The organism is Bacillus pumilus (genome assembly GCF_038738535.1).
In the GTDB taxonomy this organism is placed as follows: Bacteria; Bacillota; Bacilli; order Bacillales; family Bacillaceae; genus Bacillus.
The window spans coordinates 1,774,093-1,787,532 of sequence record NZ_CP046128.1; the positions used below are offsets into that span (position 1 = coordinate 1,774,093).

The 13,440-nt window shown below is 40.6% G+C and carries 16 protein-coding genes; 6 read left to right on the forward strand and 10 right to left on the reverse strand.

What is annotated here, in order from left to right:
* Positions 1-5: 5 nt before the first annotated feature.
* Together GKC25_RS08780 and GKC25_RS08785 are read left to right on the forward strand one after the other, a co-directional pair.
* Positions 6-1,106, forward strand: coding sequence for a GerAB/ArcD/ProY family transporter (locus GKC25_RS08780; RefSeq protein ID WP_307499734.1), 1,101 nt, complete (start codon positions 6-8; stop codon positions 1,104-1,106).
* Positions 1,103-2,203 carry a Ger(x)C family spore germination protein gene (locus GKC25_RS08785; RefSeq protein WP_307499735.1) on the forward strand — a complete coding sequence of 367 codons (1,101 nt, stop codon included), beginning with the start codon at positions 1,103-1,105 and terminating at the stop codon, positions 2,201-2,203. The genes GKC25_RS08780 and GKC25_RS08785 overlap by 4 nt, the downstream gene beginning before the upstream one ends.
* A gap of 250 nt (positions 2,204-2,453) precedes the next feature.
* On the opposite strand, the gene GKC25_RS08790 is transcribed toward GKC25_RS08785, so the two are convergent.
* From GKC25_RS08790 to GKC25_RS08800, 3 genes are all read right to left on the reverse strand, one after another.
* Complete coding sequence (locus GKC25_RS08790; protein WP_052004383.1) at positions 2,454-2,729, reverse strand: hypothetical protein; 276 nt, start codon at positions 2,727-2,729, stop codon at positions 2,454-2,456.
* Between the two features lie 67 nt (positions 2,730-2,796).
* Positions 2,797-3,015 (reverse strand): hypothetical protein, encoded by a 219-nt coding sequence (locus GKC25_RS08795; protein WP_052004384.1) that lies wholly within the window; start codon positions 3,013-3,015, stop codon positions 2,797-2,799.
* 4 nt (positions 3,016-3,019) lie between these two features.
* Entirely contained in the window at positions 3,020-3,250 is a 231-nt protein-coding gene (locus GKC25_RS08800) for an excisionase family DNA-binding protein (RefSeq protein WP_034660863.1), read from the reverse strand.
* Positions 3,251-3,607: 357 nt separating this feature from the next.
* Between GKC25_RS08800 and GKC25_RS08805 the strand changes: the two genes are divergently transcribed.
* Complete coding sequence (locus tag GKC25_RS08805) at positions 3,608-4,210, forward strand: DedA family protein (protein ID WP_095285257.1); 603 nt, start codon at positions 3,608-3,610, stop codon at positions 4,208-4,210.
* A gap of 40 nt (positions 4,211-4,250) precedes the next feature.
* Here the strand turns inward: GKC25_RS08805 and GKC25_RS08810 are convergent, their stop codons facing one another.
* Positions 4,251-5,072 carry a uroporphyrinogen-III synthase gene (locus GKC25_RS08810; protein WP_034660866.1) on the reverse strand — a complete coding sequence of 274 codons (822 nt, stop codon included), beginning with the start codon at positions 5,070-5,072 and terminating at the stop codon, positions 4,251-4,253.
* A gap of 143 nt (positions 5,073-5,215) precedes the next feature.
* Between GKC25_RS08810 and GKC25_RS08815 the strand changes: the two genes are divergently transcribed.
* Positions 5,216-5,836 (forward strand): acetate uptake transporter, encoded by a 621-nt coding sequence (locus tag GKC25_RS08815; protein WP_012010200.1) that lies wholly within the window; start codon positions 5,216-5,218, stop codon positions 5,834-5,836.
* A gap of 37 nt (positions 5,837-5,873) precedes the next feature.
* On the opposite strand, the gene GKC25_RS08820 is transcribed toward GKC25_RS08815, so the two are convergent.
* Positions 5,874-6,893: an LLM class flavin-dependent oxidoreductase gene (locus tag GKC25_RS08820; protein WP_034660867.1), complete on the reverse strand. Its 1,020-nt coding sequence runs from the start codon at positions 6,891-6,893 to the stop codon at positions 5,874-5,876.
* 183 nt (positions 6,894-7,076) lie between these two features.
* Between GKC25_RS08820 and GKC25_RS08825 the strand changes: the two genes are divergently transcribed.
* Together GKC25_RS08825 and GKC25_RS08830 are read left to right on the forward strand one after the other, a co-directional pair.
* Entirely contained in the window at positions 7,077-7,748 is a 672-nt protein-coding gene (locus tag GKC25_RS08825; protein WP_262417214.1) for a hypothetical protein, read from the forward strand.
* Positions 7,646-7,963 (forward strand): BclA C-terminal domain-containing protein, encoded by a 318-nt coding sequence (locus tag GKC25_RS08830; RefSeq protein ID WP_252067777.1) that lies wholly within the window; start codon positions 7,646-7,648, stop codon positions 7,961-7,963. Before GKC25_RS08825 ends, GKC25_RS08830 begins: the two co-directional genes overlap by 103 nt.
* 20 nt (positions 7,964-7,983) lie before the next feature.
* Here the strand turns inward: GKC25_RS08830 and GKC25_RS08835 are convergent, their stop codons facing one another.
* From GKC25_RS08835 to GKC25_RS08855, 5 genes are all read right to left on the reverse strand, one after another.
* On the reverse strand, positions 7,984-8,544 hold the full coding sequence (locus GKC25_RS08835) for a CatB-related O-acetyltransferase (protein WP_034660875.1): 561 nt from the start codon (positions 8,542-8,544) through the stop codon (positions 7,984-7,986).
* Positions 8,545-8,608: 64 nt separating this feature from the next.
* The gene (locus tag GKC25_RS08840) at positions 8,609-9,976 is read right to left on the reverse strand and encodes an MATE family efflux transporter (protein WP_034660876.1); all 1,368 of its coding nucleotides are present in this window, start codon (positions 9,974-9,976) and stop codon (positions 8,609-8,611) included.
* Between the two features lie 19 nt (positions 9,977-9,995).
* Positions 9,996-11,480 carry a D-alanyl-D-alanine carboxypeptidase/D-alanyl-D-alanine endopeptidase gene (gene dacB, locus GKC25_RS08845; protein ID WP_342689969.1) on the reverse strand — a complete coding sequence of 495 codons (1,485 nt, stop codon included), beginning with the start codon at positions 11,478-11,480 and terminating at the stop codon, positions 9,996-9,998.
* A 127-nt stretch (positions 11,481-11,607) separates the two neighbouring features.
* Positions 11,608-12,588, reverse strand: coding sequence for a pectinesterase family protein (locus tag GKC25_RS08850; RefSeq protein ID WP_034660878.1), 981 nt, complete (start codon positions 12,586-12,588; stop codon positions 11,608-11,610).
* An 82-nt stretch (positions 12,589-12,670) separates the two neighbouring features.
* The gene (locus tag GKC25_RS08855; RefSeq protein WP_187704574.1) at positions 12,671-13,414 is read right to left on the reverse strand and encodes a DUF421 domain-containing protein; all 744 of its coding nucleotides are present in this window, start codon (positions 13,412-13,414) and stop codon (positions 12,671-12,673) included.
* Positions 13,415-13,440 lie beyond the last annotated feature (26 nt).

The window sequence follows — 13,440 nt, forward strand, 5'->3', positions numbered from 1 at the left end:
AAAGCATGAGTTCTTCTTCTGTGATAGAGAAATTTCAAGTTTCCCCTTTTTTTGTGTTTTTTCTCATTAATGCCAATCAAGTAGGTGTCGGCATTTTAAACTTTCAAACAAACCTTGTTCGTTCTATGAATAATGATGGATGGATCGCCATTCTTATTTCTGGCATCAGCGTCAATGTAATGATCTTTCTGATGTACTTGATGTTTAAAAAGGCACCTTCGGATGAATTTGGTGATATCACGCAATATGTATTTGGCAAGTGGATAGGGCAATTATTCAACATTCTCTATATCTTATATTTTGCTTCTTTGTCATTGACGGTTCTCATCCATTATATGGATGTGATCCATGTATGGCTGTTTAAAGAGATTCCTGGTCTATTGTTTGCGTCTGTACTGCTGCTGCTTGTGTATTACATTCATACCGGCGGCTTTAGAACCATTGCTGGATGGTCATTTTTTAGCATTGTACTGACGTATTGGATGACGTTTATTTGCTTTTATGCCATGAAATATAGTCATATTCGCTTCATGTTCCCGATGTTTGATCATACATTTTCGCAGCTGTTGATGGGATTGAAAGATGCCTCTTTATCCATGTTTGGTTTTGGCACGCTGCTTGTCTATTATCCCTTTATTAAACAAGCACAGACGTCTCAAAAATTTGCTCATATGGGGGCATTATTTACGACATGCTTAAATTTACTCGTCTTTCTTGTCTCCATTGCGTATTACTCAAGTGCTCAGCTCAAATTAACAAAATGGCCGACGTTAACGTTAACAAGCATTGTGAAGCTTCCGTTTATCCAGCGCTTTGACTTTATTGAAGTGTCCCTTTGGCTGTTTTTGATTATTCCAAATATCGCGATTCCATTATGGGCTGCGAGCCGAATGGCGAAACAAGTATTTCATACGAGTCAGCGCGTCACTTTAATCTGTCTCAGCATCCTCATTTTGGTCATGTTTTCGTTTTTTGCCGGGGCAACCTCTTTTGAAGCCTTTAATCAATGGGTGGAGTATAGCGGATACATTCTTATGTATGGATTGATTGTCTGTATGGTCATTGGACTGATGCTGAAAAAAAGGTGGGTGAAAAAACGAGCATGAAACGTTATATACTCATGGGTCTCATGTTGTTTAGCCTTTTGTTAACTAGCTGTGCACAGCCTCGCCTTTTAGATGAATTAAATATCTCTCAGGCGGCAGGATTTGATTTAGTGGAAGATGGAGAAATGAAGGGTTTCTTTGTCTTTCCTGTCTTTAAAAGTGAGGATCAAGGAAGTTATCAAATATTAAGCGCAAGGTCAAACACTATTAGTAATATTCAGTTTCTCGTGTCAGAAAAATCACCTTTTCCAGTGGTCATGGGCCAGGTACTCGTTATTTTAGTCAGTGAAAAGTTAGCAAAAGAAGTCGGCATGATCGATTTAATGAATTACATTTATCGTGATCCTATCATTGGTTCACGCCAAGTGTTTGCGATTGTAGGCGGAGAGGTTGAAGAGTTATTATACACAAAAATGAATCAAACGAACTTGAATATTGGCGTGTATCTCTCTGATCTGTTAGCCCAAAATATGCGAAATGGCAATGAACCTGTGACCAATCAGCATATTTTTATGAATCAGATGCTGGCAAAAGGGGTAGATGCTTACCTCCCTTACATCAAAAAAACAAGCAATGCCATCAAGGTCTCGGGCGTCGCTCTGTTTGATCAAGAAAAAATGGTGGGTCATATCCCAGGAGAAGAAACGTTCGCATTTAAAGCCATGATTGAAAATCATAAAAACGGCATCTACGAGTTTCAATTGGATGATCAAGCAAAGACCCATGTCGTCATTGAAAATATCAAATCACATGTGTCTTACCAGATCAAACCAACGAAAAACCTAACAAAAAAGCCTCATATCACGATTGATATCAAGCTGAAAGGTGAATTAAAAGAATTCATGAAGTCCAAAAAAATTGATAAACCGAATATATTAGACCATGTCGAAAAAAAAGTTGAAAAACGTGTCTCTCAGCAAGGACAAGACCTTGTTCAGTCTTTTAAAAAACAAAACATAGATCCGCTTGGGCTGGGTTTGAGGTATAGATCAAAAGACAAAGCAATGACACCAGAAAAATGGCAGGAGATCTATCCTGATGCGGATGTACAAATTAAATGCCATATGAAAATTGTTCAAACCGGTGTCAGTCAATAAATGAGTGAAAAATTATTCGAAAATGTCTTCTTTGTTATTCATTATTTTAGACACTTTCATTTTGGCTCGTGGAACGCGATCTTTTTGAAGATAGTCATTTAAAGTGTTCTCTACTACATTTTTATCTGTTCTAAGGATTTTAGGTGAACATTGTTCCACAAGAACTGGTCTATTCCCTTTAGCGCAGTTTGCCATTCTATCCAGTGCAATTAAGCTGAAATGTCTTCCTTTGTCGAGCCATGTTTTCATTCTATCCCAGGCTGGACAGCTTACGGCTGCCAGCCTTCCCCAATGATCGTGAAAATGAGTGCAGGCTGATTAGGCTGATAAAAGCAGCTGTCGGCAATTCTTTTTCACCGATCGATTTCAATTTCTCTATCACATGTTGTAAACCCTCATCTTCTGGCAAGCTGCTGGCTGCTGCCCAGGAAAGTGGATAAAGAAATTCTTCGACGGCCTGATCCAAAAGTTCCCTTACCCACCCAGCGGCAGATGTACCTAAAACATCAGCCGCGTTTTCTATCATTCGTGATTTCACTTCGACATGCTGAGTTTCATCAAACAGACTTTGAACAGAGTCTAAGATCTTTTTCTCATCGTGCCTGTTTCAGCGCATCGATGACATCACCCTCAAGAAACCACCTAGTGATTGAAAAGTCTAATAAAGACGCCAAATCTTGCCGAACGTCTTGTAATGTGGGTGCTTTATCTTCTTTAGTGACGATGACATCATCCTCTGATTGGAAAGCCTGTCCGTCCTCTCCATAAAAGTCATCGTGCAGTAAAAATTGTTTCATTTGAAAAGATGACAATACTCTAATCTTCGTCCTTTACATCTGGATCTTCAGGAATCGGTTCATTTAAAATCTCTTGGACGAGCTCTTTGTATTGTTCAAGCTGCTTCATATGCGTTTGAAACTGTCCTTGATAAATCAGATAGGATTCGCCGTCAAATACATAGCGGATCTTTTTTTGCTGGATTAATTTCTCAATATACGCTTCAGCTACTTCTAAGTATTCAGCTGTTTCTGCGATTGTTAAATACATGTTTGTGCACCACCCGTTCGTTTCATCTAACAAATTATATCATGATCTGTTGAAAAAAACGGATGCAGCCTATTCCTATTTTCTTTACTGATTTGACCACTGACATCATGATAGTTCTTCACATAACAAGTGTTCAGCAAGTAGATCGTCTAGGTACAAGCAAATATGGTATGATAAAGTTTGCTAGACGAGAGTTTATCGTCACAGACTTGGTGGAAAAGCCAGGCATTCATGAGGCGTCTTTCGGTTTAGCCGTGAGAGGTAAGCGGAAAGCATACTCATGAGAAAAGCAAAACAAGCATAGGCTTTTATAAGGATGCTTGAAGAAAATTCGTATTTAAAGGCAGAGTGAAATGAATGGGAACCTTGTTCAATGAAATTTTAACCTGGCTGACAAGCCTTGGTTATGTAGGTGTAGCACTAGGTCTGATGATTGAAATCATTCCGAGCGAAATTGTTCTTGCTTATGGCGGATATATGGTGTCAACAGGAACAATCGGTTTTGTTGGAGCTGTTATCGCTGGCGTCATCGGAGGTACGCTCGCACAGTGTTTTATATACTGGATCGGCCTTTATGGCGGAAGACCTTTTTTAACAAAGTACGGAAAATACTTATTCATCCATGAACACCATATCGCAACTGCAGAGCGCTGGTTTGACCGATATGGAACCGGTGTGGTGTTTACAGCGCGCTTTATTCCTGTTGTCCGCCACGCCATCTCCATTCCAGCAGGTATTGCCAAAATGCCTTTTTTGAAATTTGTCCTCTTGACAGGATTAGCTGCCATCCCTTGGTCGATCTTATTTATCTATCTCGGTATGCAGCTTGGGACAAAGTGGGATCACATTCAAAGTGTTGCTCACGCTTATACAACCCCTATTATGGCCATTGCGATCGTCCTGATCGTTCTCTATTTTGTCCTCAAAAAAATTCGTACGAACCGAAAACGGACAATCTAATGAAAAACGCCTTCCACTGATCGGGTGAAAGGCGTTTTTTCTATGAATGTGATGATTGTTTTTTCATATATTGGGATAATTCCATAATCATTGCACCCATTCTCTCAAGTGACGGAGCTAGAATTCTGTCTATTCCCTCTTCTTTTAAAGCTTCAGCTGTGACTTTTCCGACGGCCACTGCCAGTACGTGCTGCTCGAATAGCTCTTGGAGTTCTTGTTTTCTGCCCCATTTTGCCGCTAATGTGAAAAAGGCGTGAACCTGAACAGCGGTTGTAAAACAGACGGCATGGACTTTTTCATCTTTCATTTCTTGAAGCAATGTTTCTGCGGCCTCTGGTTCAGGAGGTGTGTGCTGATAAGGTAAAAGCGGCAAAACATCAGCCCCTTTGTCATGTAAAAACTGGATGAGAGCCGGAGCGTTTTCCCCGTGAAGCTGCACCATGACGCGTTTGCCATGAAACTCCTTGTCTTCAAGCTTTGAGATCAGATTACGCACCGTTCCATCTTCATCAGATACGTCTGGCTGAATTCCGCGTTTTTTGAGTGCCGCAAAGGTTTTATACCCTCTTGAAGCAATATGCGCATTTGATAGAATGTGCATAAATGCTTCCCCCAGATGAAGCTCTTCTGCACTCTCAATCAATGTTTCTGTCCCGATGCCTGTTGTGAAAATCACCCAATCCGCACCTTGCTTCACAAAGGTTTCAATGTCTGGCTTTAACTCCTCTTTGGCTAAAAATACGGTTCCTTGAAGAGAACGAATAACGGCTTGTCCCCCTTGCTTTTCGACAAGTGTACACATTTCTTCTGTTTTTCTCGTTCCACAAATGGCAATCGTTTTTCCAGCTAAGCCTTTACTCAATTTTATCCCTCTTTTTCTATCACATTTGATATGTATTAAATATAGATTTATTTGGAAGACGATGCAAGTGTCTACTAAAAAAGAGCTTGACGTTTCGGTCTAATTCGAGTATCTTTTGTAAGTGCAAATTGTAGGAGGTCATTATGGAAAAACAGAATGTTCAAGCTTATCGATTATCAATTGCAGACCCAACACCACTTGGTTTGTTTGGTTTAGCAATGGTGACGCTCGTTGCGTCCTCACAAAAACTAGGAATTACAGATGGCACTTCCCTTATTCTACCTTGGGCTATCTTCCTTGGAGGCATCGCGCAGCTGATCGCGTCCATACAAGATTCAAAGCATCATAATATTTTTGGAGCCACTGCCTTTGGCGCATTCGGTCTTTTTTGGATGGGCGTTGGAACGACTTGGCTCATTCAAGCCGGCGTTTTTGGGAAAACGCTTGCGGAAGCAGCGGATCCAAAACAACTAGGTTTTGCGTTTATCGGGTATTTAATTTTCAGCTTATTTATGACGATTGGTGCAATGGAAACACATAAAGTATTATTTTTGATTTTCGTCTTTATTGATTTCTTATTCCTTGGTCTTTCCCTAAGCTCATTTGGTGTGATGTACGATGTGACTCATACCATTGCCGGTATTGCAGAATTGATCATTTCCCTGCTTTCATTTTATGGTTCAGCAGCAGTTGTGCTCAATACTCATTTTGGCCGTACTGTGCTGCCAATTGGACAACCATTTCGTATTTTTACAAAAGCATAAATAAAAAAGAACTGCTTTGTGCAGTTCTTTTTTATGTTTATTTTTCTTGTGCTTCTTGGAAGATCTCGCCAATGATTTCATATGATCGCATTCTTTCTTGATGGTCAAACATATCCGAATTAATCATCACTTCGTCTGCTTGAGTGGCTTCAACAAAGGCTTCCAATTCTTTTTTCACTTTTTCTTTATCCCCGATCATTGTCGAACTTAATTGTTCATCCACCATCGCTTTTTCATACGGACTCCAAAGGCCGTCCATACTGTCGACAGGCGCTTTGAGTTTTCCTGGAGTATTTCGAATGAGACTCAAAAACCGCTGATAATGAGAGGTCGCCAAATATTCAGCTCGCTCTGTTTGATCTGCAGCAAAAACTGTCACACCCACCATGGCATAAGGCTCTTTTAACACATCAGAAGGTCTAAATGACTGTCTATACAACTCTAAAGCAGGAATTGTATTTTTAGGTGAGAAATGTGCCGCAAAGGCAAATGGCAATCCAAGCTCTCCTGCAAGTCTTGCGCTAAAACCGCTTGAACCAAGCAGCCAAATCGGAATGTCTAGACCCTCTCCTGGAACGGCTCTTACATGTTTTTTAACCTGACCTGTTGGTTTGAAATATTGCCGAAGTTCTTCAAGCTGCTCCGGGAAATCTTCTCCGTTATGAAGGTTACGTCTGAGAGCTCTTGCCGTTAACTGATCCGTTCCCGGTGCTCTGCCAAGACCTAAATCAATTCTCCCCGGATATAATGTCTCAAGTGTCCCAAATTGTTCAGCAATGACAAGTGAAGAGTGGTTTGGCAGCATAATCCCGCCAGATCCTACTCGAATTTTTTCGGTTCCCCCAGCAATATATCCAATTAAAACGGACGTTGCAGAGCTCGCAACACCTTCCATATTATGGTGTTCTGCCAGCCAGTATCTATGATAACCCCACTTCTCCGCCTTTTTTGCTAAATCCATACTATGTTCAAAAGATTCCTTAATGGTGCCGCCTTCTGTCACAGAGGATAAATTTAAAACGGAATAAGCTGTGCGCTGTAAAACTGATTGACTCATAAATGATGTCCCCATTTCTGTCAAAAATCATACTAGTTACATACTTTCAACACCATAACATAAAATCATGAAACATTTAAATGATTTGATTCGATGATTTTCGAAATGATGATTTTCTAGGTTTTACTTCCAATTTAAAAATTTGCACATAGAATGAAATATCAATTTTAGGAGATGGGCAATTTGTACAATCAATTCGATCACAAATGTCCCTTTTGCGGTAAATATCATGAACAGCCTCATTACAAAAGATCACGTCATGACCGTCCTCAAAGAAGAGACTGTCCATTTATCAAACAAGAACTTTCGAAACAAAACAGACCTCAAGGAAATCCTCCCTGTCACAGTGTAAAAGGAGAAAAACACTCAAAACCAATTCAAAGGGTTGGACGAAGAGGCCCCCCAGGTCCCGCTGGACCTACAGGACCCACCGGACCTGCTGGCGGATTAACCGGCGCCGTCCCTTTTAATCCCTCACAATCACAAGATTACGAGGCAGGTCAAGTCGTCACGTTTAATGGCAGTACTTATATTGCCAATGTAGATGCTCCTTCAGGAATACCTGGGCTCTCCCCCGACTATACACTTTTGGCAGATTCTGGGAAAACTGGTCCGACTGGAGTTACAGGAATCACTGGTGCAACTGGAACAGGTGGTTTTACGGATACAGCACTTTATGCTGCTAATAGTTCTGGCCCTACCATTGTTACTGTAGCCGGAGGAACGAATATTCCTTTGCAAACTTTCAAAACATTACTGGTTTTACAGCAAACGGCACAAGTACTGTTTTTACCGTTCTGCAAACTGGTAAATATTATATTACGTATCAAGTCAACACCACTGCAGCTCTTTTAATTAATACATGTTTGCTTTTAAATGTAGCAACTACTGTGCCTGGTTCTGTTCAATCACCTGTTATCTCTACTTCGTTTATCAATAATACTGTAATCGTTAATTTAACAGCTGGAAGCATCATTTCACTGCAGTTTTTTGGGGCAGTTGTCACAGCTGTTTTAGTTGGCGGGGGTGCTGCTGCAGGTGCTGCCTTGACCATCATACGGCTTAGCTAAACTAAAAAAGAAAGGCTTTTTCAGCCTTTCTTTTTTATGTCTTCTATTACATTTATACAATGTTCAATATCATGAGACTGCAAAAGGTGAAAAATAGATTGGATGATTGCAAACTCTAAATTCCACCATTCTAATAACTGCAGTTTTTCGATCATTTCGGATGAAAACCGATATTTCATGAGCTGCTGCGGATTTCCTGCAGCAATTGCATATGGCGGCACATCTTTTGTGATGACACTATTTGCTCCGATCACTGCTCCGTTCCCTATCCATACTCCTGACATAATCGTCGCGCCATATCCAATCCATACGTCGTGTCCTATCTGCACATCTCCCTTTGATTTGGGATGTCCTTTGATGTGGGCAGCTTCTTTGAAAATTTGATTAAACGGATACGTTGTGACCCAATCTGTCCGGTGTTCACCGCCAAGGAAAATTTTCACTTCGTTTGCGATGGAACAAAACTTCCCAATGTTTAGTGTCGCACCTTCCCCCCATGTCAGCACTTGGAAATCTGGTCCGGCATAAGAAAAATCACCGATATTGTGCGAGCTCAGTTCACTTCTTTGATTCAAAAACATAGAAGATCAGACCTCCTGAAAAGTGATAGATCTTCGTATGTATATGCTGCTTCACACTTTCACATTATGACTGAACAAGCGCTACAATTTGTTTTTTCTTCCATACGAGCTGATAGTAGCCGTATTGAAGGAGTAAGTTCACAAAGAAAGCCGCAGGATATCCAATCCATATGCCCTTGATGCCAAGGGATGTGTAGTGCGATAGCACATAAGCGACTGGTACTTCTACAAGCCAAATGGAGCAAATACTAAAGATTGTTGGCCATAAAACTGTTCCACTTGCTCTCATCGTGGCTGCAACAATTTGGGCCGTTCCAAAAATAAGATAGCTCCATAATGTAATGACGACCAAGCTATAGGCAATGTCAATCGTCTTAGAATCTGTTAAAAAGATAGATAAAATCTGTGGTGCAAAGAGATAAACGATGATAATAATGAATCCGCCTATGGCAAAATTGAGCCCTAACCCGATTTTTATCACATCTTTCAAGCGGTTGATATTCCCTGCACCGATGAATTGTGCTGCAAAGATAGAGACTGCAATGCCAAGACTCACTGCCGGCATCTGCACATAGCTCACGACTTGATTGACAACACCATAGGCAGCTGTGGCCTGTGATCCATAATCGTTGACAAAAGAAATAACAGCAATTTCTGATAAAGAAATAAGGATCATATTAATGCTCGATGGAATGCTGAGCTTTAATAATGTTTTTAGTAGATCCCCTTTCATCAATAAATGCTTTCTCACTGATGCATCAATGCGAAGCGGGTGCTTTGTCTTATATAAGTAGATATGTAGAATAATAAACGTCACAATGGTTGAAATCACAGAAGCATATGCAGCGCCGTATAAACCAAATGCCGGCAGTCCCAGCCAGCCAAATAATAAAATGGGCAGCATTAAAATATTCGTTGCCGTACTAATCATTAAGAAATAAAAAGGCGTTTTTGAATCCCCAGTTCCTCGCAGGAAGGTCGTGTAAACAAAATAAAGAAATAAGATCGGCATTGAGATGAATAGAATTCTGGCATATGCCGCACTTTCCTCCACAATATTTGCAGGTGTTCCCATGAGATTTAGGATGTCTGTTGCAAATAAACCTCCAATGATCGCTAAAGAAAGTCCGATTAAAAAGGTGAATGAAAGCGTTGTGCCAATAATTTCTTTTAATCTTTTTTCATTTTTCGCTCCATACGCTTGTCCAATAAGGATGGAACTTCCCGATCCAATTCCAATGGAAAAAGAAACGAGTAAAAAGAAAAGCGGAAAGAATGCAGAAATAGCAGCTACTGCATCCTCTCCAATCCATCTACCGACAAGAACGATGGATACAAGCTGTCCGATTGATTGCAAAATATTGCTAAGCAAAAGCGGGACGAGAAAAATGGACATGGTTTTTACTAAAGATTGATTGTTATCTAACGTCATGATGGTACTCCTTCTCTATCTAAAGATTCTCAGCTAAAATGCTGACAATATGGTCTTCTATCTCTTTCCCTTTTTCGTCATCAACAAGATGATTTAATAAAATGGAAAAGGCGACCGTCTTTCCGCTCTTCGTGTCAATATATCCAGAAAGTGTGCTAACCGTTGTTAATGAACCTGTTTTTGCACATACTTTTTCTAGTGTAGCTGGTTCTTTCAATCTGTTCCTTAACGTCCCTCCGACCATTCGTTCACTTGCCCCTGCTAACGGAAGCGCATGTTCATAGGTCTTAAACCATTTTTCCTTTTGAATGTTTGTCAAAAATAACGTGAACTGGTTGGCAGAAACAAGGTTAATAGGTGATATGCCCGACCCATCTCGCAGCACTGCATGCGAAGGATCGATGCCAAACGCGGGAAGCCGTTCATACATGACATCCAGTCCATCCTCAAAGCTCCCTTTGCTTTTCACTTGTTTTCCAAGTTCCTTTAGCAAAATTTCTGCATGGGTATTGTTGCTGAGTTTCATCATGGGAACAAGCAGATCTGATAAAGGCATCGATGAATGGCTGGCAATTTTCTTGGCTTTTTTAGGAACTTGTTTTGTTTTAAGCGGTCCTTTTACTTGAATCCCATCCGCCTTTAACGCTCGTTTCATTAAATCTAACGCATAAGTGGTTGGCTCCCATAACGCTACCCATTGTCTAGATGAACTCGCTTTAACCGGAATGGTTCCAGTCAACGTAATCTTGTTTGTGCCGTGAGAGCGCTTAAAAGAAATCTTCTTTTTTCCGCCTTCTGGCACGGTTTTTACTTGATTCATGATTTGAGGGACAGAAGTCTTCGGGATGATGTCATAGGTCGCTTTTTGCCCTGCTTTCTTTCCTGGTTTTACTTCGAGAATCACGGTTCCTGCATCATAATCTTGATTCGGTGAAGCTGTGAGAGCAGAGATTTGTGCACCGTAATATTGATCCTCATCACTCCAAGGCAAATCAATAGAATATCGCGTATCATCATACCAAGTGTCATCTGCCGCAAGCTGTCCGCGAATGGTATGTATTCCGGCCTTTTTCACTTGTTTGGCAAGTGCTGCAAAATCCTCTTCTAATAAAGTCGGATCCCCGGTACCGCGTAGATACAGGTTGCCATGTAACGTTTTCTTTTGAATAGAACCATCCATCCAGATATCTGTCAGGAATGTGTGTGTTTCTCCTAGTATATCAAGGGCGATGGCTGATGTGAGCAGTTTCATATTAGAAGCAGGAGTAAGACGAATATCGGCTTGATGTTCATAAAGAAGAGAGGAGTCAGAAGTATTGCGGACGCTGATGCCGGAGATCGCGCCCTCTAAATCAGGTGCTGTTCGTATGAATTCATCTAAAGCTGTCATCCACGGCAGTGAGTCGTTACGAGCTGTAAGTTGATCATCTTTTGCTGAAAAAGGGAGAAATAAAATCGACAGGATACATATTTGTAAAAACAAGAGCTGTGAAAAACGCTTCACGCAATCCCTCCTTTTTTATCGCAGCCAATTTTAGAAGAATATGTTCATTATACACAAAAGAACGTTTGTTCTCAAAGGTTTTTTAAACAGAAAAGTCAGCTTTCTTTGACGAAAACTGACAAGCCCTTTACCTTTTTTCTGGATTCCAGCCATCGGCTCCGCCAAGAACAGCTTGCACCGTGATTTGACTTGCTTCGTTTTCCGTTAAAATATTGGACCATTTTACGCGATTTGCTACATTGCTTCCGGTCCCAGTCGATCCATATTCTTTATATCTTGCTGTTCTTTCGTTATCACGGTTATCCCAGTTATGCCATCCCTCTGCCTTAATATGTTCATCCATTTTTGTATAGAGGAATGTCACAGCGGAATGAGGCCTCCACGGACGTCCTAAATAAACCGATTGAGCAGCTGCCGTCCCCTTTTTCAACGTAGAATCGATGAATACATAACCATACCTTTGTGCTTCTGTTGTGGATGCTGCAGTAATATACCCATTTCCAAGACTTTTTATTTCAGCTCTTTTAAACACAGCTGTGGCTGATCCAAAAATAAAATCGACCGTGCCCTCGATATAGCAGTTTTCATAATATTGCCGGCCTGAGCCTGTTGCATAAAGTGTATCTTGATACCCTAAGACTCTTATTTGTTTGAACGCAGCCCGGTCGCCAGACACATACAGCGCAACCGCCTGACCAGCATGTCTGCCAGCAGTATTTTGAAAGGTGATATTTTCTGCGTAAAAGTCGTTCGAACGAATCATAGTGCTGGAGCTATTTGTTGTGCTGCCAGTACTTGCATTTGTATCATCATACGTCAGAATCGTCTTGTGCTGGTTTTCGCCGATAAAGGACACGTGTGGTTTATTTTGAGGAAGCAGGATCTTTTCTTTATATACACCATTTTTAATATAGATCGTTACGCGCTGTTGATTGTTCGCTGGAATCGCATCAATGGCAGACTGAACGGTTCGAAACGAGCCATTTCCCTTTTGATCGACCACAAGGACGCGGTTTGTTTGATTCTGATGTTCGGCTGCTTGAAGTGAAGCTGAGTTAAATAGTAATAAAGACAAGACGACCACAAGCCATACCTTTCCATACTTCATCGCACATCTCCTCCTCTTTGTGAACATTTTCAATCAAACATTCTTTTTGATCCTATTCATGACACACAAAAAAAACACCCACTTAATTTTGTTGTGGATGTTTTTTAGACTTTTCATATTTCATCGCATAAATCCCTTCATTTTCAATCCATTCACAAAATAGAACATCTCGATGAGAAGAAATGTGCTGCTTTTTTAATTGCTCACTCAGCCATGTTTCGTCAAAGCCAGCTTCTTGTAGGTCATCTTTTAAAATTTCGCCATCAATAATAAATGTTCTAGGCAATTTGACTTCTTTTCCCTTCACGTTCACATCTTCTGCTGTGGCAGTTGCGTATTTCATTTTCGGAAGAACACTGACAGAGCCGTCTGTTTCCAAAATGGCATATTCTATTTCATGCAAGGCAAAATGACCTTTCGCGCGAATCAGTGTCTGCAGCTGATTGAGATCAAGCATATTTTTCTTCAAACGATTGTAGTGAATGTTCCCTTTATCAATGACAAGCGTAGGTCTTCCTTCTAAAAAGGCTCGAATACCTTTAAAGCGTTGTGAAAACCATTCAACTGTATAGATGAGAACGCCCCATACCGCAACAGCAAACAAAATGTGCTGAATCTTGACTTCTGGGTCAAAAATGGCGTTTCCGACCATTTCGCCTAAAATCAGTGCAGAAATAAAATCAAACGGCGTGATTTGTGCAAACTGTGTTTTCCCTAATAATTTTGTAATAAAAAATAAGGCGAAAAACCCGATAAATAGTTCAATCAAAATACTAAAAAACGGCACAGAAATTCCTTCCTTTCTTGCTGCATTTACATACAGCATATACATGAAAGGAAGGATCTAAACTA

Bases quoted from the DNA above. Each gene is read 5' to 3' on its own strand.
- GKC25_RS08840 (WP_034660876.1), bottom strand. From the start codon at position 9,976: ATGACGTTAGATAACAATCAATCTTTAGTAAAAACCATGTCCATTTTT.
- GKC25_RS08800 (WP_034660863.1), bottom strand. From the start codon at position 3,250: ATGTATTTAACAATCGCAGAAACAGCTGAATACTTAGAAGTAGCTGAA.
- GKC25_RS08855 (WP_187704574.1), bottom strand. From the start codon at position 13,414: ATGCTGTATGTAAATGCAGCAAGAAAGGAAGGAATTTCTGTGCCGTTT.
- GKC25_RS08780 (WP_307499734.1), top strand. From the start codon at position 6: ATGAGTTCTTCTTCTGTGATAGAGAAATTTCAAGTTTCCCCTTTTTTT.
- GKC25_RS08850 (WP_034660878.1), bottom strand. From the start codon at position 12,588: ATGAAGTATGGAAAGGTATGGCTTGTGGTCGTCTTGTCTTTATTACTA.
- GKC25_RS08815 (WP_012010200.1), top strand. From the start codon at position 5,216: ATGGAAAAACAGAATGTTCAAGCTTATCGATTATCAATTGCAGACCCA.
- GKC25_RS08790 (WP_052004383.1), bottom strand. From the start codon at position 2,729: ATGATAGAAAACGCGGCTGATGTTTTAGGTACATCTGCCGCTGGGTGG.
- GKC25_RS08805 (WP_095285257.1), top strand. From the start codon at position 3,608: ATGGGAACCTTGTTCAATGAAATTTTAACCTGGCTGACAAGCCTTGGT.
- GKC25_RS08835 (WP_034660875.1), bottom strand. From the start codon at position 8,544: ATGTTTTTGAATCAAAGAAGTGAACTGAGCTCGCACAATATCGGTGAT.
- GKC25_RS08785 (WP_307499735.1), top strand. From the start codon at position 1,103: ATGAAACGTTATATACTCATGGGTCTCATGTTGTTTAGCCTTTTGTTA.
- GKC25_RS08820 (WP_034660867.1), bottom strand. From the start codon at position 6,893: ATGAGTCAATCAGTTTTACAGCGCACAGCTTATTCCGTTTTAAATTTA.